This is a genomic window from Nioella sp. MMSF_3534 (assembly GCF_030732985.1).
Classification (GTDB): domain Bacteria; phylum Pseudomonadota; class Alphaproteobacteria; order Rhodobacterales; family Rhodobacteraceae; genus Nioella.
The window spans coordinates 44,705-64,866 of the sequence record NZ_JASHJX010000004.1; the positions used below are offsets into that span (position 1 = coordinate 44,705).

The 20,162-nt window shown below is 64.6% G+C and carries 21 protein-coding genes; 9 read left to right on the forward strand and 12 right to left on the reverse strand.

Annotation, left to right across the window (positions count from 1 at the left end; all coding sequences use genetic code 11):
* Position 1 precedes the first annotated feature (1 nt).
* Positions 2 to 922, forward strand: coding sequence for a cysteine synthase family protein (locus tag RBB16_RS02700; protein WP_306044674.1), 921 nt, complete (start codon positions 2 to 4; stop codon positions 920 to 922).
* 4 nt (positions 923 to 926) lie between these two features.
* Here the strand turns inward: RBB16_RS02700 and RBB16_RS02705 are convergent, their stop codons facing one another.
* The 3 genes from RBB16_RS02705 to RBB16_RS02715 form a co-directional block, all read right to left on the reverse strand.
* Positions 927 to 2,123, reverse strand: a complete 1,197-nt coding sequence (locus RBB16_RS02705; protein ID WP_306044675.1) for an alpha/beta fold hydrolase — start codon at positions 2,121 to 2,123, stop codon at positions 927 to 929.
* Positions 2,124 to 2,198: 75 nt separating this feature from the next.
* Positions 2,199 to 3,491, reverse strand: coding sequence for an FAD-binding oxidoreductase (locus RBB16_RS02710; RefSeq protein WP_306044676.1), 1,293 nt, complete (start codon positions 3,489 to 3,491; stop codon positions 2,199 to 2,201).
* A gap of 57 nt (positions 3,492 to 3,548) precedes the next feature.
* Positions 3,549 to 5,078: a glutamate synthase-related protein gene (locus RBB16_RS02715; RefSeq protein WP_306044677.1), complete on the reverse strand. Its 1,530-nt coding sequence runs from the start codon at positions 5,076 to 5,078 to the stop codon at positions 3,549 to 3,551.
* A 163-nt stretch (positions 5,079 to 5,241) separates the two neighbouring features.
* Between RBB16_RS02715 and pncA the strand changes: the two genes are divergently transcribed.
* Positions 5,242 to 5,832 carry a bifunctional nicotinamidase/pyrazinamidase gene (pncA, locus tag RBB16_RS02720; RefSeq protein WP_306044678.1) on the forward strand — a complete coding sequence of 197 codons (591 nt, stop codon included), beginning with the start codon at positions 5,242 to 5,244 and terminating at the stop codon, positions 5,830 to 5,832.
* Here the strand turns inward: pncA and RBB16_RS02725 are convergent.
* From RBB16_RS02725 to mutL, 3 genes are all read right to left on the reverse strand, one after another.
* A complete protein-coding gene (locus RBB16_RS02725) occupies positions 5,819 to 5,968 on the reverse strand; it encodes a DUF2256 domain-containing protein (protein ID WP_306044679.1) in 150 nt (49 codons plus the stop codon). The two genes, pncA and RBB16_RS02725, sit on opposite strands and share 14 nt — an antisense overlap.
* Before the next feature lie 407 nt (positions 5,969 to 6,375).
* Positions 6,376 to 7,542 carry a DNA recombination protein RmuC gene (locus tag RBB16_RS02730; RefSeq protein ID WP_306044681.1) on the reverse strand — a complete coding sequence of 389 codons (1,167 nt, stop codon included), beginning with the start codon at positions 7,540 to 7,542 and terminating at the stop codon, positions 6,376 to 6,378.
* Positions 7,539 to 9,389, reverse strand: a complete 1,851-nt coding sequence (gene mutL, locus RBB16_RS02735; protein WP_306044682.1) for a DNA mismatch repair endonuclease MutL — start codon at positions 9,387 to 9,389, stop codon at positions 7,539 to 7,541. Before mutL ends, RBB16_RS02730 begins: the two co-directional genes overlap by 4 nt.
* Before the next feature lie 189 nt (positions 9,390 to 9,578).
* Here mutL and RBB16_RS02740 point away from each other — a divergent pair, with 189 nt between their 5' ends.
* The 3 genes from RBB16_RS02740 (at position 9,579) to RBB16_RS02750 (ending at position 11,435) form a co-directional block, all read left to right on the forward strand.
* Positions 9,579 to 10,004 carry a BrnA antitoxin family protein gene (locus RBB16_RS02740; protein WP_306044683.1) on the forward strand — a complete coding sequence of 142 codons (426 nt, stop codon included), beginning with the start codon at positions 9,579 to 9,581 and terminating at the stop codon, positions 10,002 to 10,004.
* 514 nt (positions 10,005 to 10,518) lie between these two features.
* Positions 10,519 to 10,713, forward strand: a complete 195-nt coding sequence (locus RBB16_RS02745; protein ID WP_083431342.1) for a hypothetical protein — start codon at positions 10,519 to 10,521, stop codon at positions 10,711 to 10,713.
* Positions 10,714 to 10,736: 23 nt separating this feature from the next.
* Positions 10,737 to 11,435, forward strand: a complete 699-nt coding sequence (locus tag RBB16_RS02750; RefSeq protein WP_306044684.1) for a nucleotidyl transferase AbiEii/AbiGii toxin family protein — start codon at positions 10,737 to 10,739, stop codon at positions 11,433 to 11,435.
* 199 nt (positions 11,436 to 11,634) lie between these two features.
* Here the strand turns inward: RBB16_RS02750 and ahcY are convergent, their stop codons facing one another.
* Both ahcY and RBB16_RS02760 read right to left on the reverse strand, forming a co-directional pair.
* Positions 11,635 to 13,026: an adenosylhomocysteinase gene (ahcY, locus tag RBB16_RS02755; RefSeq protein ID WP_306044685.1), complete on the reverse strand. Its 1,392-nt coding sequence runs from the start codon at positions 13,024 to 13,026 to the stop codon at positions 11,635 to 11,637.
* Between the two features lie 140 nt (positions 13,027 to 13,166).
* Positions 13,167 to 13,319 (reverse strand): hypothetical protein, encoded by a 153-nt coding sequence (locus RBB16_RS02760; protein ID WP_306044686.1) that lies wholly within the window; start codon positions 13,317 to 13,319, stop codon positions 13,167 to 13,169.
* 191 nt (positions 13,320 to 13,510) lie between these two features.
* Here RBB16_RS02760 and RBB16_RS02765 point away from each other — a divergent pair, with 191 nt between their 5' ends.
* Positions 13,511 to 14,107: an HD family hydrolase gene (locus tag RBB16_RS02765; RefSeq protein WP_306044687.1), complete on the forward strand. Its 597-nt coding sequence runs from the start codon at positions 13,511 to 13,513 to the stop codon at positions 14,105 to 14,107.
* Positions 14,108 to 14,113: 6 nt separating this feature from the next.
* On the opposite strand, the gene RBB16_RS02770 is transcribed toward RBB16_RS02765, so the two are convergent.
* Complete coding sequence (locus tag RBB16_RS02770) at positions 14,114 to 14,281, reverse strand: hypothetical protein (protein WP_306044688.1); 168 nt, start codon at positions 14,279 to 14,281, stop codon at positions 14,114 to 14,116.
* 97 nt (positions 14,282 to 14,378) lie between these two features.
* Between RBB16_RS02770 and RBB16_RS02775 the strand changes: the two genes are divergently transcribed.
* Positions 14,379 to 15,269 (forward strand): LysR family transcriptional regulator, encoded by an 891-nt coding sequence (locus RBB16_RS02775; protein WP_306044689.1) that lies wholly within the window; start codon positions 14,379 to 14,381, stop codon positions 15,267 to 15,269.
* Here RBB16_RS02775 and RBB16_RS02780 read toward each other — a convergent pair.
* The 3 genes from RBB16_RS02780 to RBB16_RS02790 form a co-directional block, all read right to left on the reverse strand.
* On the reverse strand, positions 15,266 to 15,748 hold the full coding sequence (locus RBB16_RS02780) for a hypothetical protein (protein WP_306044690.1): 483 nt from the start codon (positions 15,746 to 15,748) through the stop codon (positions 15,266 to 15,268). The two genes, RBB16_RS02775 and RBB16_RS02780, sit on opposite strands and share 4 nt — an antisense overlap.
* Before the next feature lie 4 nt (positions 15,749 to 15,752).
* A complete protein-coding gene (locus tag RBB16_RS02785) occupies positions 15,753 to 16,310 on the reverse strand; it encodes an ActR/PrrA/RegA family redox response regulator transcription factor (RefSeq protein ID WP_071689451.1) in 558 nt (185 codons plus the stop codon).
* A 68-nt stretch (positions 16,311 to 16,378) separates the two neighbouring features.
* Complete coding sequence (locus RBB16_RS02790; protein ID WP_306044691.1) at positions 16,379 to 17,014, reverse strand: SCO family protein; 636 nt, start codon at positions 17,012 to 17,014, stop codon at positions 16,379 to 16,381.
* Between the two features lie 100 nt (positions 17,015 to 17,114).
* On the opposite strand from RBB16_RS02790, the gene regB reads away from it, so the two are divergent.
* Together regB and RBB16_RS02800 are read left to right on the forward strand one after the other, a co-directional pair.
* Positions 17,115 to 18,530 (forward strand): sensor histidine kinase RegB, encoded by a 1,416-nt coding sequence (gene regB / locus RBB16_RS02795; protein ID WP_371931206.1) that lies wholly within the window; start codon positions 17,115 to 17,117, stop codon positions 18,528 to 18,530.
* A 57-nt stretch (positions 18,531 to 18,587) separates the two neighbouring features.
* Positions 18,588 to 20,159, forward strand: a complete 1,572-nt coding sequence (locus RBB16_RS02800; RefSeq protein ID WP_306044693.1) for a PAS-domain containing protein — start codon at positions 18,588 to 18,590, stop codon at positions 20,157 to 20,159.
* The last annotated feature ends 3 nt before the right edge of the window (positions 20,160 to 20,162 follow it).

Sequence of the window (20,162 nt, forward strand, 5' to 3'; positions counted from 1 at the left end):
CATGCGGTCTGAAACAGCACTTGGCGCGATCGGCAGAACCCCGTTGGTGCGCTTGCAAGGGCTTGAACCCGAAGCAGGGGCCGAGATCTGGATCAAACTCGAAGGCGGCAACCCGACCGGGTCCTACAAAGACCGCATGGCCGTGTCCGTTCTGACCCGCGCGATGGAACGGGGCGCGCTGCGGCCCGGGGACCGCGTGGTGGAGTATACTGGCGGCAGCACCGGCACGGCGCTGGCATTCGTCGCGGCGGTTCTCGGCCTGCGCTTCACGGCGGTTTTCTCGGATGCGTTTTCCGACAGCAAGCGGCAGGCGATGGAGGCCTTCGGAGCCGAGGTTCTGGTCGAACCCTCCGACGGGACGATCACACCCGAGCTGATCCAGAGGATGAAGGCCCGCGCCTACGCTTTGGCTGCGGAACCCGGCAGCTTCTATGCCGATCAGTTCGGCTCGCCCGATGTGCGTGCGGGTTACGCCCCCATGGGGCAGGAGATCGCCGACGATCTGGGGCATGTCGATCTTCTGGTCTCTGCCGTGGGCACCGGGGCCGCGCTGATGGGCACCGCCGACGGGCTGGCCGAAGCAGGGCAAACCCCCGAGGTAATCGCGCTGGAACCTGCGCAGTCGCCGCTTCTGACCACCGGCAAGGGCGGCCCACACAAGGTGGAAGGCGTCGGTGTAGGATTTGAGCCGCCCTTTCTCGACCGGGCGCGACTATCCGACATCCGAACCATCGATCAGGAGACCGCCTTTGCCATGTGCCGCAGGCTGGCGGCAGAGGCGGGCGTGTTCGGCGGCGGCTCTACCGGGCTGAACGTTGTCGCCGCGATTCAGCTTGCGAAAGAGCTTGGCCCCGGCAAACGCGTCGTCACCTTCGCCTGCGACAGCGGGGCGAAATACCTCGGCGGTCACATCTACGGTTGAGACCTCAGTCGCGAGCGAGAAAATCCAGAATCGCCTCGGTCTGCTCTGCCCAGGTCGGATCGGACGGCACGCAAAGCGTATTGGCGCTTTCGACAACGCGGAACTCTGCATCGGGGATACCGGCGGCGATCACCCGGCCCTCGGCCAGCGGATGCACGATGTCGCTTCGGGCATGGATGACCAGCGTCGGGGCCTCCACCTGCTCAAGATAGGGCCGCGCGTCAAAGCGGTCGATGGTCTGGCGGCTGGCCAGCACGTCGCTGATCGAGGACGCCTCAGCAATCAGCCCGATCATCGCAGTGGCCTCGTCATAGGTCAGAGTGGGGGCTGTCATCGACATCCAGGCCCGCATATACCCGTTCTGCGGATCGCCCCAGCCATCGCCGCGCAGCAGATTGACGAACGGGTCATTCCCCGACGGCTCGGACGCGCCGCCCCGCAAGGCCCGCCCGCGCGCATAGCCTTGCTGGATGATCAGCCGGCTGACCCGGTCGGGGTTCTCGGCGGCATAGCGGATGGCGACCGCGGCACTGTTCAGATTGGCCAGGATCGGGAAACGGTCCAACCCCGCCGCATCGGCCACCGCGGCCAGATCCTCTACATGCCGGGCCATGTCGTGGTCGGTTCCGGCCCCGTCCGACAGCCCGGTGCCGCGTATGTCATAACGGATCAGCCGGTGTTGCCCGCCAAGTGCGTCGAAAAACGGCCGCCAGAACGGGCTGGCCCAATCCATCTCCAGATGAGTCACGTGGTGCGAGGCCCTCAGAACGGGTGGCGTCCCGGCTTTCCCCGAGATCGCATAGGCCAGCTGCGTGCCATCGGCAGATGTGGTGTAGCGGATCGTCTGGCTAGCGGGTGGGTCCGGCGCGGGGATGTGTGCCTTTGCCTGTCCGGCATCGCTGACCGGCACCACCAGTTCGATCCCCCGGCGCGGCACGGTGCGGATCACCGCCTGCGTCTTGCCGTCGTCACCGACCGCCGTGCGGGCCGCATTGATCCGGGCGCTGATCGTCGCCTCCGACACGATACGCCCGCCCCAGACCTCCTCGATCAGCTGATCCCGAGACACCAGCTTGCCCGCATTCTCGACAAGCACACGCAGAAGGTCGAACACCTGCGGTTCAACCGGCTGAGCATCGCCGTTGCGAAAGAGCTTGAAGCTCTCGGTATCCAGCAGGCAATCGGCGAATTCAAATCGCATGGGTGACTCAATCTCCTTCCTTGAAAGGATTGAGGACTTCCCGCGATTTGGCAAGGAAATAGCCCGATGGAGTGGTTACAGCCCCAAGCCGTCGAGCATCCGATACTTCAGAACGGTTGCCGCCACCCCAAGCCGCCGCAGACCGTGGAACGGGATCGGCTGCGGGCCGGTCACGGGGAAATCCAGCTCCGCCTCTGGCCGTCCGGCAGCCCACTCCGCCATCAGCCTGCCCATGGCCGTGGCCTGCGCCACGCCGCGCCCGTTATATCCAAGCCCCGCCATCATCCCCGGCCCCATCCGTACCAGACGCGGGTAATGGTCGGGCGTGACCGCAATGAACCCGCCCCATGCATGCCGCCAGCCATAGGGCGCAAGCTGCGGGTACATCTTCACGCTGACCTGTCGCAGCGCCTCCATCCGCGCCAGTGTCGCCCGGTCACCATAGGCCCCGCGTCCGCCCATGATGAACCGTCCCGCCGCATCCATGCGGAAATAGAGCAGCAGCCGCCGCAAGTCCGATGGCGCTTGCCGCCCCGGAAGGATGCTCGCCGCCACCTCTGGCGGCAATGGGTCGGTCGCCACTTGAACCGAGCGGACCGGCACGACCTCCTGCGCCAAGGGTGCGGCCAGCCCGTCCGTATAGCCGTTGGTGCAAAGCAGGACCTTGCCCGCCCGGACAGACCCCTGCGCCGTGCGCAGAACGTGGCGATCCCCGTCGCGCGCGGAGCTGATCACGCGGGACTGCCCATGCACCGCCGCCCCGGCCCGTATGGCAGCATCCGCCAGCCCGAGCGTGTAGTTCAGCGGATGCAGGTTACCGCCCCGCATGTCGATCAGCCCACCAGCATAGACCCCGGTGCCAAGCATCCCGGCCAGCGCGTCCCGGTCCAGAAACCGCAGATCGGCCCCACGACGCTGCCATTGCGCGACCTTGCCCTGAATGTCTTGCAACGCAGCCTTGTTATGCGCCGCCCTGATCCAACCCACGGGCCGGGCGTCGCATTGGATGCCGTGCCGCTCGATCAGGTCGAACACCATCTGCCCCGAGCGCCCCATGTAGTCCACCATCCGCGCGCCAATGTCGGGGCCGAACCGCGCCTCGACCTCATCCGGATCGATATACAGCCCCGGATCGACCTGCCCGCCATTGCGCCCCGATGCACCCCATCCGGGGCTTTCGGCCTCCAGCACCACGGCGCGAAGCCCCGCCTCAGCGGCATGGAGAGCAGCCGACAACCCGGTGAACCCGCCGCCCACGATGACCACATCCGCCTCCACCTCGCCCACCAAAGGCGGGCAGTCGGGCGCGGGGTTTGCCGTGGCGGTCCACAGGCTGTCGGCGATGACGGGGCGTTCGTTGGCGATCATGTCGGGCACCTCTCTGCCCGACACCGAACACGCGTGCGGCCCGCCGGTCAATCGAAGTTAAACGCCCACGCCCGCAAAGCGCACGCCACTCAGCTCCGCCATCTCTTTCTTCCAGCTGGTCAGGTCGTCCTCGCGGAACCCCGACAGGCTGTCATGCCCGCAGGCCCGTGCCAGCATCTGCATCAGCTCCACCGAGGCCCTGAAGAACCGCGCCAGCCGCTCGGCGCTGACCTGCACATCCAGACGCCTGCGAAGCTCTGGCTTTTGCGTGGCGATCCCGGCGGGACAGTTGTTGGTGTTGCACATGCGCGCGGCCACGCAGCCCACGGCCTGAATGGCCGAGTTCGACACCGCGACCGCATCGGCCCCGAGGGCCATCGCCTTGGCGAAATCCTCCGCCACCCGCAACCCGCCGGTGATGACCAGCGTCACCTCGCGCCCGGTGCGCGCATCCAGATGCCGCCGGGCGCGGGCCAGCGCCGGGATGGTCGGCACCGAGATATGATCGCGGAAGATCAAAGGCGCAGCGCCCGTTCCCCCGCCTCGTCCGTCGAGGATGATGTAATCGGCCCCCGCCTCCAATGCGAAGTCGATATCGGCCTCGATATGGTTGGCGGACAGTTTGAAACCGATGGGAATGCCCCCGGACCTTTCCCGCACCTCATCGGCCAGCTTTGCGAAATCGGCAGGCGTTGTCAGATCGGGGAAGGTCGCGGGCGAAATCGCATCCTGCCCCTTTTCCAGCCCCCGCACCTCGGCAATCTTCTCGGTCACCTTATTGCCCGGCAGATGCCCGCCGGTGCCGGTCTTGGCCCCCTGACCGCCCTTGAAGTGAAAGGCCTGCACCCGTTCCACCAGTTCCGGCCGCCAGCCGAAGCGGGCCGAGGCCAGTTCGTAGAAATAACGCGAATTCTCGGCCTGCTCTTTAGGCAACATGCCACCCTCGCCCGAACATATCCCGGTCCCCGCCAGTTCCGCCCCGCGCGACAGGGCAACCTTGGCCTCCAGCGACAACGCGCCAAAGCTCATGTCGGACACGAAGAGCGGGATATCCAGCTCCAGCGGCTTCGCGGCGCGGGGGCCGATCACCACTTTGGTCGATACCGGCGCGTCATCCAGCAGCGGTTTGCGCGCCATTTGCGCAGGCAGGATCTGCAGATCGTCCCAATGCGGCAGGTCCTTTCGCGGCACCCCCATGGCCCCCATCTCGCCGTGATGGCCAAGCTGGCTGAGACCATCGCGCGCCAGCGCGTGGATACGGGCGACGGTCGGCTCCTCTGGTGTGGGTTCTGCCTTGGGCGCATCGCCTTTCGGCGGTGGCGAGGCGTCGCCGGGCTCCAGCCCCTCCAGCTTGGAATGGGTCCCGTCGCAGAACGGTGCGTTCCCTGTGGCCTTGCAGCGGCACAGAAAAGCCGTGCCAGTTTCCTCGGCCTTGAACGATACGGGAGTGATCCCCGTGCCCCGATGCGACCCGTCGCAAAAGGGCTGGTTCTTCGACCGCCCGCAGCGGCACCAGGTATAGGTTTCGCCCTCGGTCAGCTCGACCTTGGCCGGGCTTTTCGCGGCGATGATGGGTGTTTCGGTCATGGGTCCTCCTGCGTGCGTCTGCTCGTCAGCCTATGGCGGCCCCCTTCCCCGACATAGACGCACCCGCGCACAGCCGCTGTTCACCCCGGTGCAGCCCCGCACGTGCATTGACGGGCAGCGCCTGCCTGACTACCCCTTAAGGAACCCGGAAAGGAGCCCGCCCATGCATGCCCTCATCGTCATCGACGTCCAGAACGATTTCTGCCCCGGCGGCGCTCTGGCGGTGCCAGAGGGCGATACAATTGTCCCCGGCATCAACGCGTTGATGGGCGATTTCGACGCGGTGATCCTGACGCAGGACTGGCACCCGGCGGGCCATTCCTCCTTCGCCTCCAGCCACGGGGCCGAACCGATGACCCTGACCGAGATGCCCTATGGCCCGCAGGTGCTGTGGCCCGATCATTGCGTGCAGGGAACCCACGGCGCCGCCTTCCACGAGGACCTGATGACCGACCGGGCGGACCTCAATATCCGCAAGGGCTATAACCCCGCCATCGACAGCTATTCGGCCTTCTTCGAGAACGACAAGACGACGCCCACGGGGCTGGAGGGCTACCTGCGCACGCGGGGCATCGACACGCTCACCATGGTCGGCCTCGCCACCGATTTCTGCGTGAACTACTCCGCCGTCGACGCGGCCCGGTTGGGGTTCACCGTCACCGTTCGCCAGGACCTCTGCCGCGCGATTGACTTCGACGGGTCACTGGCAGCGGCGCTGGAGGGGATGGCCGGGGCAGGCGTCACGCTCGCCTGACGGTCTTTTCCCGCCGGCACCGATCCGAGCAATAGCGCACCTCCTCCCAGACCGCCGCCCATTTCTTCCGCCACGAAAATGGGCGCCCGCAAGTGGCGCAGGTCTTTGTCGGTAGGTTAGGTTTCTTGTGGGCCATGACCGGGAAGATAGGGCGGGCAGGCGTTCAAACCAGAGGCCCCGTTCTCAACCCGCCAAGGGCGACCGGTGGCCCCGACGGGGCGGTTTTGCGCCTCTGCGAGCGCGATTGTTCGAACGGGTGCCCGGTGCCGCGCACGAAAGCCGGGACAGCGCGGCGCGACCCGTAGATCGCGATCCGTCAGCACCGGCACCGGCCCTCGCAAGGAAAGGGACGTCCTTGGCCGGTCCCGCAACCAGGTCTGGCGGATATCTGCGATCTTGCGCGGAGGTTGGCCACCCGTGCACGCACGTCCAATGACATCATCCGTTCCGCCGCGCGATCCTCTATCTTGTGGTTGGCGGCGGTGAATCAGCAAAGGGAAGGAGTATGACGTCCCAAACGATTCAGCCCGAATTCATCCCGATCTAGCGATGAGGAAGTGGCACAACCTCGGCCTCGTCCTTGCCGCCCAGTTCCTCGAAATCGAAACTGTCCAGTCGTGTCGCCCTTTTTCCTGCACGCTCGGCGGCGGTGGTGATGTCGTCCAGATCCTTGCGGGCCTGCCCGAAATGGGTGGTCAGCTTGCCCACGCGTTCCACCACCAGTTCCACATCCCGGTGCAGCATCGCCAGTTGCTTGCGGATCGCACCCGCCTGTTCGCGCATCCGCGCATCCTTCAGCACCGCGCGCATCGTGTTCAGCGTGGCCATGCAGGTGGTGGGGGACACGATCCACACCCGTGCCGCAAAGCCCTCTCGCACCAGCTCCGGGAAGTTCGCGTGCAGTTCCGCATAGACGGCCTCGGACGGCAGGAACATCAGCGCCCCGTCAGCGGTTTCGCCCTCGATAATGTAGCGGTCCGCGATCGCCTTGATATGCCCGCGCACCGCCGTGCGCAGGGCACGCGCGGCCTCGTCCGTGTCGCGTTGCGTCTTTGCCCGGCGCAGCGCCTCGTAGGGTTCCAGCGGAAACTTCGAGTCGATCACGATGGGACCGGGAGGTTTCGGCAGGTGGATCAGGCAATCGGCCCGCCGCCCATTCGTCAGCGTCGCCTGAAAGGCATAGCTGTCGGGCGGCAGCGCCTTGTGCACGATGTCGTTCAGCTGAATTTCCCCGAACGCCCCGCGCGTCTGTTTGTTGGACAGGATATCCTGCAAGCCCAGAACATCGCCCGACAGCTTCTCGATCTTGGCCTGCGCCTTGTCGATCTGTTCCAGCCGCTGTTGCAGCTCCCCAAGGCTGCGCGCGGTGCGGGTCGAGGTGCCGTGCAGGGTCTCGCCCATGCTGCGCTGCACCTCTTCCAGCCGCCGTTCCATCACCTCCAGCATCTGCGCCTGGCTGCGCGCCTGCAATTCGCTCACATGGGTGATGCCGCCCGATAGCTGGTGTTGACCATCCGACAGCGACTGCACCCGGTTGCCAAGTGCGCCCATCTGCTGTGCCAGCGGTTCCATCGCCCGCGCGGTCCGGTTCGCCGCTGCGATCGAGCGCATCACGAGGATCAGCAGCAACACAACCGCCGCCACACCGACAAGCGCCAGCAGGGTCAGCGGGTCTGACAGGTTGATCTGGGTCTCACCAAGCTGGATCATGTGCGCCCGAACAGCCTTTCGATGTCGGATAGCTTCAGCTCCACATAGGTGGGCCGGCCATGGTTGCACTGGCCGGAATGGGGGGTCGCCTCCATCTCGCGCAGCAGGGCGTTCATCTCCTCGGCCCGCATCTGCCGGCCGGATCGGATCGACCCATGACAGGCAACGCGCGACAGGATCGCCTCGATCCGCGCCTTCACGGTCAGGCTTTCGCCCAGATCGTCCAACTCATCCAATATATCGCGCAACATCGCCTCGGCGTTTACCGGCCCAAGGATCGCGGGCGTGGCCTGCACCGCAATGGTGCCCGGTCCGAAAGGCTCCAGCACCAGGCCAAGCTTCGCCAGATCATCGGCAAGGTCGAGCAGCGTGCCCGCATCGTTCTCGCCGAGCGTCACGATCTCGGGGATCAACAATGCCTGGGACGCCACCCCGTTCTCCGCCATCTGGCGTTTCAGCTTTTCATAGACCAGCCGTTCATGCGCGGCGTGTTGGTCGACGATCACCATGCCGGTTTCGGTCTGGGCGATGATGTAGTTTTCATGCACCTGCGCGCGGGCCGCGCCGAGCGGGTTTCCTGTGGCCTCGTGGGCGTCGGCGACCGGTTCCACCCGCGCCGAGGTCGAGGTGAAATCCTCCGGTGCTTCGGCAAATCCCATGGCTGGGGCCTGCCAGTCCCGCGCGGCGCGGAGCGACCCCTGAGAGGGCCGGTCCATCTGATAGACCCGCGCAGGTCCCTGCTGTTCGGGGCGGAAGGCGCCGAGCGTCGCCTCGGCCACGGTCGAGGATGCCCGATGCCCGGCCTCCGCCAGCGCATGGCGCAGGGCCGACACGATCAGACCACGCACGACACCCGGTTCGCGGAACCTGACCTCGGCCTTGGCCGGGTGCACGTTCACATCGACCCGCTCCGGCGGGCAGTCGACGAAAAGCGCCACCGCCGGGTGCCGGTCCCGGCTGAGGAAATCCGCATATGCCCCGCGCAAGGCCCCGACCAGCAGCCTGTCTTTTACCGGACGACCGTTAACAAACAGGTACTGCGCGGTCGCGGAGCCGCGTGAATAGGTCGGCAGGGCGGCATAGCCCACCAGGCGGACGCCTTCGCGCTCGGCCTCTATCGGCAGGGCATTCTCGATGAAATCGCGCCCCATCACCTGCCCGAGCCTGGCCCCTAACGCATTGAAAAGATCCCCTTGTTCGGGATCAGCGCGGAAGATCATCCGGTTCTGACCATCGGTCATGTCGCGCAGGGTAAAGCCGACGCCGGGTTCCGCCATCGCCAGCCGTTTCACCACGTCGCCGATGGCCTGCATCTCGGCCCGATCCGTGCGCAGGAACTTGAGCCGCGCGGGGGTGGCGAAGAACAGATCCCGCAGCTCTACCACGGTGCCGCCCGACAGGGCCGCAGGGCGAATAACCGAATGTCTTCCACCGGTTACAGCGATGGTATGGGCATCTCCTCCGGTCTCGGACCGGCTCGTGATTACCAGCCGCCCGACCGATCCGAGCGACGGCAATGCCTCGCCGCGAAAGCCGAAGCTGTTGATATTCAACAGATCTTTCCCATCGATCTTGGACGTCGCGTGGCGGGCGAGGGCGAGGGGGAGGTCTTCGGGGGTCATTCCGCAGCCATTGTCGGTGACGCGGATCAGGGATTTGCCGCCGTTGGCGACCTCGATGGTGATCCGGTCGGCACCGGAATCTATCGCGTTTTCAACCAGTTCCTTGACGGCAGAGGCAGGGCGTTCCACCACCTCGCCCGCCGCGATGCGGTTCACCACCGTTTCGTCCAGCTGACGGATCCGAGGGCGCGCAGAGCCGCCTATCTTGGGGTCGGGATAAGCCATGCCACAAGGGATAGCACGCCCCCGCTCGATTCGGAAACGCCCCAAGGCGGGCGCAGGCGGCCTGTCGCCACCCGTGCACCGGGCGTACACCCCCCGTACACCCCCCGTGCAGACAAAGCCGCGCCATTGACGGGATTTTAGGAAAATCCTGCCAGACTGCCCGGCACTTTCCCAAATCGAGGACCGGCCATGAACCTGGATGGCAAACCGCTGACCGCGAAGCAGCGGGAACATCACCACTACCTGATCGACGCGATGGCGCGCATCGACTACGACCTGCACAACCGGATCATGATCCACCACCGCGTGCCGCATGACTGGGTGCGGATCGCGACCTCACCCAGCCCCGCGAAGAAGCGGGTGACGATCCGGGTGGATGAGGACGTGCTGAAATTCTTCCGTTCCATGGGGCCCGACTATGGCCCCCGGATGAATGACGTGCTGAAGGCCTTCATGCGGGCGCGGCTGATGGGGCTGCTGCACGGGGATGAGACCATCGACCAGTTCAAGGAACAGGAGAAGAGCGGGCCGCGCAAGCGACCGAAATGGGGCTGGACGGACCAGATGATGGAGGAAGGCGATGCGTGGCTCAAGACGCGACGGGGGGAGGAGTGAGGGGGCGGTTGGTCATGCCCCCGCGCGGACTCAAGGCGAAGCCGCCGCGCGATCGCCGACCCGCCCCCGGGGCGACGATTGGTTAGGTTCCGCGCAGCAATTGGGGTGTTCGTGGCGGAGAGATAAAGCGCGCCGCTCAGGGGTCGTTCCCCACCCCGCGGGTCGGCGAGGGCGTGGCTTTTTGAGGGGGAAACAACCCTGTGCGGACGTTCGACCGCAGCTCAGGATGCTGCAGCGCGGCTTGTCGAAGCCGCTATTCGTCGCAACATGTACCGCTACCTTCGGAGCTAAGTCGGCTGTGCGCGTGTGGAATTATGTTATGCAATCCTGTATGTATAGAGTCGCCCGTGTTACTCGGCGCGAGTTTTTCATTGGCCTGCCTTAGTGTTGAGCATCGGCTTAGGTGCTCGTCGTTGACCTTACACTCGGAGAATCTTTGCAACTCCCGCAAAGTTACCTATATTTAACTGGTGTGGGTGATCATGCGATACCCGAGGATGCTATGAACGTCAGAGTGAACACATACCCGCAGCTACGCCAGCTATGCTGGAACCGTCCCGACGATGCAGTTGTGGACGGCGAAACTGCGCTCGCTCTCTATGAGCGCAACTGGCGTTTTGTCGATCAAGATGCGATCACACCACGCGAACAGAAGCTTCTGGATCGCCTTGTTGCTGAGTGCGGCAACGGGCACTTTCTGGCCGCTTGAATACTGAGCCGCAGGGTGCGGCCTTGTTCAAGCGCAAACATCATAACGATATCCTTGGCATTCTCAGATGCCTCAATGGAGATTTGCTCCTCGATGCCGAATGCTATTTCGGCGGTGGCACGGCGATTGTTTTAAACCTTGGTGAGTATCGTGAAAGCGTGGACATCGACTTCCTCTGCGCCTCTAAGGAGGGATACCGCAAGATTCGCCAAGCTCTTTGGGGCAAGTCTGACCTCACCGGCCTCCTGCTCCCAGGCGCGGAACTACAAACATTGCGCGATGTTAGAACTGATCAATACGGCATCCGCACTCTGATCGGCGCGGCGGATGTAGCAATCAAGTTTGAGATCGTCCGCGAGGCACGAATCCAGCTTGCCGGTGAAATGGATGACCGCTTCGGCGTCCCTGTTTTGACGCGGGATTACATGTATGCAGAGAAACTGCTCGCGAATGCCGATCGCTGGGCAGACAAAGCGGTTCTCAACCGCGACATTCTCGATTTGTCGATGATGATCTCACGTTGGGGACCGATCCCTGACGAAGCGTGGGATATCGCCGAAGGCGCCTACGGGGATACCGCGCGAAAAGCCTACGGCGCAGCAATCGCACGCATCCGCGACACTGGATGGCTTAATAAGTGCATGACCGGAATGGAAATGGAGCCTGATCTTGAGGGTGAGATACTTGCCCTTCATGGCGGTGCCCTCGATAAGGATTCGTGATGAACTCGTGAGAGCATCATTGCACTCGTGGTTGAGTTCGTCCCCTTGTCTGTCATCAGGCAAACAGATGTCCGCTACGAATGGGCGTGGACGGCAGTTTCGCGTCCACGGCGAAGGTCTGCACTCCCCCCAACAACACAACAAAAACACCGGCCAACTCGCGCTGGCCGGTGCTCCAAATCCGTAGAGTAATCCGCCCTCAGTAACGGTAATGTTCCGGCTTGAACGGGCCGTCCTGCGATACGCCGATATAGTCGGCCTGCTCTTTCGCCAGAACCGACAGCTTGGCGCCGATCTTGGCGAGGTGCAGGCGGGCGACTTTTTCGTCCAGCTGCTTGGGCAGGACGTAGACCTTGTTTTCATACTGGTCGCCCTTGGTCCAGAGCTCGATCTGGGCGAGCGTCTGGTTGGTGAAGCTTGCCGACATCACGAAGGAGGGGTGGCCGGTGGCGTTGCCGAGGTTCAGCAGGCGACCTTCCGACAGCAGGATCAGGCGGCTGCCCGAGGGCATCTCGATCATGTCCACCTGGTCCTTGATGTTGGTCCATTTGTGGTTCTTCAGCGCCGCGACCTGAATTTCGTTGTCGAAATGGCCGATATTGCCGACGATGGCCATGTCCTTCATCTCGCGCATATGCTCGATGCGGATCACGTCCTTGTTGCCGGTGGTGGTGATGAAGATGTCGGCGGAGGCGACCTCGTCTTCCAGCGTGGTGACTTCGAACCCGTCCATGGCGGCCTGAAGCGCGCAGATCGGGTCCACTTCCGTCACCTTCACGCGGGCGCCGGCACCGCGCAAGCTAGCGGCAGAGCCTTTGCCTACATCGCCGTAGCCGCAGACCACGGCGACCTTGCCGGCCATCATGGTGTCGGTGGCGCGGCGGATGCCGTCGACGAGCGATTCCTTGCAGCCATACTTGTTGTCGAACTTGGACTTGGTGACCGAGTCGTTCACGTTGATGGCGGGGAAGGGCAGGTGGCCTTTCTCCATCATCTGATACAGGCGATGCACGCCGGTGGTGGTTTCCTCGGTCACGCCCTGGATCATGTGGCGCTGCTTGGTGAACCAGCCGGGCGAGGCGGCGAGACGCTTCTTGATCTGGGCGAAGAGGGCGACCTCTTCTTCCGAGGTGGGCATCTCGATCAGGTCGGTTTCCCCTTCCTCGACGCGGGCGCCGAGCAGGATGTAGAGCGTGGCGTCGCCACCGTCATCGAGGATCATGTTGCAGCCGCCCTCTTCGAACATGAAGATGCGGTCGGCGTAGTCCCAGTATTCCTCCAGCGTTTCGCCCTTGATGGCGAAGACCGGGATGCCCGCGGCGGCGATGGCGGCGGCGGCGTGGTCCTGGGTGGAGAAGATGTTGCAGCTGGCCCAACGGACCTCGGCGCCGAGATGCACGAGGGTTTCGATCAGCACGGCGGTCTGGATCGTCATGTGGAGGCTGCCCGCGATGCGCGCGCCTTTCAGCGGTTTGCTGTCGCCATATTCCTCGCGCAGGGCCATCAGGCCGGGCATCTCGGTTTCGGCGATGTCGAGTTCCTTGCGGCCAAAATCGGCCAGCGCGATATCCTTGACGATATAGTCGGTCATTCCGGGGCTCCTGAATGGGCATCAAACGGGTTTGGCGCGACATAGCAGGAGGGGCATCCGGGGACAATGGGCGAGGGGGTCATGAAAACGGGGCCGCACGGCCGTGCAGCCCCGTCTTTTGCAATCTGAGTGGTCGGCTGCTACTTGCTGCCGCCCTTGGGGGCCACGCCGCTCTGGGACGAGCCCGACGCGCTGCCGCCCTTGTCGGACATGCTGCCCTGCTGGGCCGCGGGGCCCTTGGCGCTCTGGTCCTTGCGGGCGGGGGCGTTCTCGGGGGTGTCTTCTTTGCTCATAATCGGTCCTCCAAAATAGGTTAACGCCAAGAGCCTACGCGCCGAAGGGCCTTTTCACCAAGGGGAATCTGAAACCGGTTCCATCCGGGCGGGAAAATGTTGGCCCACCGGGGCAGGCAGGCGTTGAATTTCGGGCTGTGTCTTGGTTTCTAGAGGGTCCGGGCCAAAGGGGCGCGATGGGGCGAAGAGAGATGGCAAAATCAACCGCACGAGCATGGCAAAGGATGCTGTCGGGTCGCAGGCTGGACCTGCTGGACCCGACGCCGGTGGATATCGAGATCGAGGATATCGCCCATGGGCTGGCCTTTGTCGCGCGCTGGAATGGGCAGACGCGCGGGGATTACGCCTATTCGGTTGCGGAACATTCGCTGCTGGTGGAGCAGATCTTTGCCCGGATCGACCCCAAGGCCCCGGTGAAATGGCGGCTGGCGGCGCTGCTGCATGACGCACCGGAATATGTGATCGGGGACATGATCAGCCCGGTGAAGGCCGCCGTTGGGCCGGGTTATGGCGCGCTGGATGACCGTCTGGCGGCGGCGATCCATCTGCGGTTCGGGCTGCCTGCGGCGATCCCCAAGACGGTGAAGGCGAGGATCAAGCGGGCCGACAAGGTCTCGGCCTGGCTGGAAGCGGTGCAACTGGCCGGGTTTTCCGAGCCCGAGGCGGACCGGTTCTTTGGCCGCCCCACCCCGGCCCTGACCGAGGGGCTGCATCTGCATCTGCGCCCCCCGGCAGAGGTGCGGGCGGATTTCACCGCTCGGCACGCTGATTTGATGGCTGAACTTTAAACCGATCTAGCGAAGCCCGGTCTCCTTCAGGGATCGGCGCATCCGTGCCCGTTCGGCATCCGCGCGGTGGCGGCGGGTGCGATAGTCTTCATGCTGGACACGCCAATGGTCGGGAACATCCCAAGTATCAAGGCGCGTTGCGGTTTTCATGGTGCGGGAGAGGAGAGAGATCATCGGGAAAGCTCCTGTTTTCTGATGGTCCAGATATAGCGGGCTTGCGATGCGGGTTCGAATCAGCAATATCTTCCATATGTAAGTGGAGATTACAGATATGGATTGGCGCGATATCCCCTCGCTGTCCGCTTTGCGGGCGTTTGAAGCGGCTGCCCGGCTGAACAGCTTCTCCGCCGCCGCGCGAGAGCTGAACGTGACCCATGCCGCGATTGCGCAGCATGTGCGGGCGCTGGAGGATCAGTTCGGGCAGGCGCTGATGGAGCGGGCAGGCCGCAAGATGGCGACCACGGCGGCGGGCCGCAGGCTTGCGCAGGATCTGGGCGAGGGGTTCGGGATCATCGCGGCGGGGGTGCGGGACTTGTCGAAGGCGCGGGCGGATCGGCCCATTGCGGTGACGACCACGCTCAATTTCGCGGAGAACTGGCTGGCCCCCCGGCTGGCCGGGTTTTGGAAGGCGCATCCCGATTTGCCGGTGACCATCGCGCCCGACAATGCGGTGGTGGACCTGCGCCGCGACGGATTCGATCTGGCGATCCGCTATGGGCAGGGCAGATGGCCGGGGCTGGAGGCGCGACTGCTGACCCGCGCGCACCGGATCGTGGTGGCGCATCCTGATGTGGCGGCGCGGCTGCCGGTGGAATATTCCGCCACCTCGCCTGACGCGATCCACGCGCTGGCGGACTTCGCCTGGCTGCCGGAACCCACGGATATGGAGATGTTCACCTGGCTGCGGGCGCTGGGCGCGGAGCCTGAGAGGATGCAGATCACCCGGCTGGAGGCCAACGGTCTGGTTCTGGCCGCTGTCCGGTCAGGGGCGGGGATCACCCGTCAGCCGCTGGCGGTGGTGCAGCGCGATCTGGATGACGGGCGATTGGTGGCGCTGCTGGAGGAACCGGAATCGGAGATCGCCTATTACAGCGTCCACAACCCGGCCACGATCAGCCCGCAGGCGCGGGTGTTTCTGACATGGCTGCACAGGGCAGCCTAGCGGAAGAAGCAGGTTCTTCCGGACCAGACGGTTGTGATCTCGGGGCCCGTTTCCTCGACCAGGGCCCAGACCCCGTCGATCTCGAATTCGCGCCCAAGGGTGGTGGTGGCCATTGTGACCGGCGGTGGGGTGTCGCCCACGCTCAGCCCGCCAGCCGCCGTCAGGCCCGGTTCGGTCAGAACCCAGCCCCGGAAGTCACCCTCGACGAAGTTCAGTGTCAGGCCGTTGCGCCAATAGGCGGCGGTCACGTCGCCGCAATCGGGGCTTGTGGTGATGTCCAGCGGATCAGTGCCCAGAAGGCGCGAGACAGTGTCGATCACGCCTTCCTGCGCGCGGCCGAAATCAATGCGCAGGTCGGTGCCGCCCGGTTGCAGGCCATCGGAATCGGGGGTGACGCCGTTGCCGTCTGGCGCAGCGGTCGGCAGGGGCAGCGGGGTGCAGGCCGCGAGGGCGGCCACCAGCAGGAGGGCGAAACGCATGGTCTTAGCGCGGGCTGCGCTTGGCGAGGATGCGTTGCAGCGTGCGGCGGTGCATGTTCAGCCGCCGGGCGGTTTCGCTGACATTGCGGTCGCAGAGTTCATAGACGCGCTGGATATGTTCCCACCGGACGCGATCCGCGCTCATCGGGTTTTCCGGCGGCGGCGGCATGTCGTCTTCCTCGGCCAAGAGGGCGGCGGTGATGTCATTGGCGTCGGCGGGTTTCGACAGATAGTCGGTGGCGCCGATCTTGACGGCAGCCACCGCGGTGGCAATCGCACCATAGCCGGTCAGCACGACGATACGGGCATCGGGGCGCTTTTCGCGCAGCAGTTCCACGACGTCGAGCCCGTTGCCATCCTCGAGCCGCAGATCGACCACGGCATAGGCGGGCGGGCGCGCCGTTGCGATGGCCTTGCCGCCGGCGACGGAATCGGCGGCCTCGACCTCGAAGCCACGCTTTTCCATGGCCCGTTGCAGGCGCCTCAGGAACGGTTCGTCATCATCGACGAGCAGCAGGGATTTATCCGGTCCGATATCGCGCAACGAGCGTTCCGTGGCCATTCAAGCAATCCTCTTCGCAAGTTTCTTTCATATATGAGGAAATCTGCGCAATGGTCAAACAGATCGGGTCAGGACGCGGCGTCCATGAAGCAGGAGACGCGCGTGGCCATTTCCTCGGGCGTGTCGTCGCGGCGGAAGAACTCCACGAACCCATGTTCCGGGAAGACCAGATAGGTGAAGGTCGAGTGATCGACGAGGTAATAGCCGTCTTCGCCCGGTTCCTGGTGATTGAAGTAGGTTCGATACGCCTCGGACGCGGCGGAGGTCTGGTCCAGCGAGCCGGTCAGCCCGATCATGCGCGGGTGCATGTTGTCGGTGAAATCGGCGAGGATCTCGGGCGTGTCGCGTTCCGGGTCGATCGAGATGAAGACCGGCGTCACCATGCGGCCCTGTTCTTCCAGGATCTCCACCGCGATGGCGTTGCGGGCATTGTCCAGCGGGCAGACATCGGGGCAGAAGGTGTAGCCGAAATAGATCAGTGTCGGAGCGGTGATGATATCGGCATCGGTCACGGTGTCGCCGGTTTCGGACACCAGTTCGAACGGGCCGCCGATATCGCCGGGGCCGCCCGCCACCCGCGTGGCGCGGCATTGGGCGAAGATATCCTCGTCCTGATTGGCGCGACCCCAGAGGATGGACAGGCCAATACCGCCCAGAAGGGCGGCGGTCAGGGCAAGGGCGCTGGCGGCATAGATGCGGTTCATGGCAAGGTCCTCGAATGCTGTGCAGCGTTGATCGTTGAAAACGACCTGTCTATCAATTCACGTCTGCGCAACTGTGACAGAACGCCCCCGCCGGAACAGGATGCCCCGCATGGCCCAGACGACCGACCCGACCCGCACCTTGTTGACGCGCGACCTGCGCAGCGGCTGGGTGCGTCTGCGGACGTTGCTGGTGCTGCGCTGGCTGGCGGTGCTGGGCCAGACCGCGACGGTTGTGGTGGCCAGCCTGTTTCTGGGCCTCAGGGTGGAACTGGGCCTGTGTTTCCTGGCCATCGGAACGTCGGTCCTGTCCAACATGATCGCGATGACGGTGTTTCCGCCGAACCAGCGGCTGGCGGATTGGGACGCGATGCTGACGCTGCTGTTCGATTTGACGCAGTTGTCTTTCCTGCTGTTTCTGACTGGCGGGCTGAACAATCCCTTCGCGCTGCTGATCCTCGCTCCGGTGACGATCTCGGCCACGGCCCTGACCATGCGGTCGACGGTGATCCTGGGGCTGGCGGCCATCGTGCTGATCACGCTTGTGGCGTTCTACCATGTGCCGCTGACAACCCGTGCGGGCGAGGTGATCGAACTGCCCGCCTTGTTCCTGGCCGGGTTCTGGGCAGCCATCGTCATCGGCATCGTCTTCCTGTCGGGCTATGCCCGCCGCGTGACGTTGGAGATCCACTCCATGAGCCAGGCGCTGCTGGCCACGCAGGAAGCGCTGGCGCGCGAACAGAAGCTGACCGATCTGGGGGGCGTGGTGGCCGCCGCCGCGCATGAGTTGGGCACGCCTCTGGCCACGATCAAGCTGGTGTCCACCGAACTGGCGGAGGAGCTGGAGGACAACCCCGATCTGGCCGCGGATGCCCGCCTGATCCGCGAACAGGCCGACCGTTGCCGCGATATCATGCGCGACATGGGACGCGCCGGGAAGGATGACCTGCACATGCACTCCGCCCCGTTCGGGGCCGTGGTGCGTGAAGCGGCGGAACCGCATGTGGATCGCGGTGTCGAGGTACATTTCGAGTTCGCCCCGATGCCCGGAGCCGATGAGGCTCAACCGGCGATCTATCGTCGCCCCGAGATCATCCATGGCATCCGCAATCTTGTGCAGAACGCAGTGGATTTCGCCAATGACGATGTCTGGGTCGATGGGTTGTGGGACGGGCAGAACATCTATCTGCGGCTGACCGATGACGGGGCGGGCTTCCCCCCGGATCTGATCGGGCGGCTGGGCGACCCGTTTCTGAGGCGGCGCAAATCGCCGCGCGATGAGCAACAGCGGCCGGGATACGAGGGCATGGGTCTGGGGCTGTTCATCGCCAAGACGCTGCTGGAGCGGTCCGGTGCCCGTGTCGCTTTCCGCAACGCCACCGATCCGTTCCTGCTGGCCGAGGAAAGCGGCGAGAGGCGCGGCGCGATGGTCGAGGTGACCTGGCCCGCCGCGGCGATCCAGCTGGCCGAGGGCGTGGCCCACGCGCCGCTGGGCGAGAACCGTCCGATTCAGGCTTAACCCCGTCTTAACCATTCATCTGTTGTTATCCACAGGCCATGCGGTGTTGGGGGCGAAATGACATTGACCGATCCGACGACGATTCTGTTTCTGGTGGGGATAAGCCTGGCCGCGGGTGGATTTTCCGCCGTGCTGGGCATGTCGCTGACTCGCGGCGGGGGCGGATTTCGCCACGTCATGCTGCGCGGGCTGGATCTGCCCCGAAGCTATGCCTTCCGCGATGGCTATCTGCTGTCGGATCTCGACGATACCGACGCGATGTTGACCGACCCGAGCGACCGGGTGGGTGCCTGGGCGGAACTGCGCGAAAGCCTGTCGGCGCTGAACCCCGATGTGGCCGCGAAGATGGAGGCGCTGCGCGACCGGGGTGACGGGTTCGTGCTGATTGGCCGGATCGGCGGGGATGAGCTGTCGATCAGTGGCCGCGTTTCCGAGGGGCGATGCCTGATCACCGTCGCCTCGCTGGAGCCGGGGCAGGACCGCAAGATGATCGACCAGGCCGGGCTGGACGCGCTGGAGTCGGAGCTGGACCTGCTGCGCCACGGTCTGGACGCCGGACAGATGCTGCTATGGCAACAGGATTCGGCGGGACAGATCATCTGGGCCAACAAAGCGTATTTCGACATGCTTCAGCGGGTCGAAGGCAGCGATGGGGGGCTGGTCTGGCCGATTCGCAACCTGTTCGACCCGGACGATCCTTTGACCGAAGGCCAGACCCGGCGGATGTCGCTGGACGCGGACGATCTGCTCTGGTTCGACCTGACATGCCGCGGCTATCGCAATGGTCAGCTCTTTTCGGCGCAGCCCATCGACCGGGTCGTGGCCGCTGAAATCGCGCTGCGCGACTTCGTGCAGACCCTGTCGCGCACCTTTGCCCATCTGCCCATCGGGCTGGCGATTTTCGACAAGCAGCGGCAGCTGGTGCTGTTCAACCCGGCGCTCGTGTCGCTGTCGACGCTGCCCGTGGACTGGCTGTCGGCCCGGCCCGATCTGTTCGCCTTCCTCGACAAGCTGCGCGAAAAGCAGCGGATGCCGGAGCCGAAGAATTACCAGGCCTGGCGCGCCGGGCTGGGAGAATTGGAACAGGCCGCGCGCGATGGCACCTACCAGGAGATGTGGAACCTGCCCAACGGCCAGACCTTCCGGGTCATCGGGCGGCCCCATGCGGACGGGGCGGTGGCCTTCCTTTTCGAGGATATCAGCCAGGAAATGACCCTGACCCGCAAGTTTCGCGGCGATCTGGACCTCTATCAATCGGTTCTCGACGACAATGCCGAGGCGATGGCGGTGTTTTCCCGCGATGGCCGCTTTGTCATGGGAAACCGTGCCTATGGGGCGCTATGGCAGGGTGAACCCGCAACAGTGTCGGAGGCAACGGGCCATTGGCAGGCGGCCTGCGCGCCCACGCCCCTATGGGGCGAGATTCGCGACTTCGTCGGCGGTTATGCCGACCGCAGCGCCTGGACCGAACGGGTGGTGCTGAAGGATGGCGGATGCCTTGTCTGCCGGTTGGCCCCGTTGAAAGGCGGGGCGAGCCTTGTGGCCTTCCAGACAGGCGCCGCGCCGTTGCCGTTGCCCGGCCCGGACCCGGAGGCCGAAACAGAGACGGTGCTGATTTCCTCGGGCTGAGCG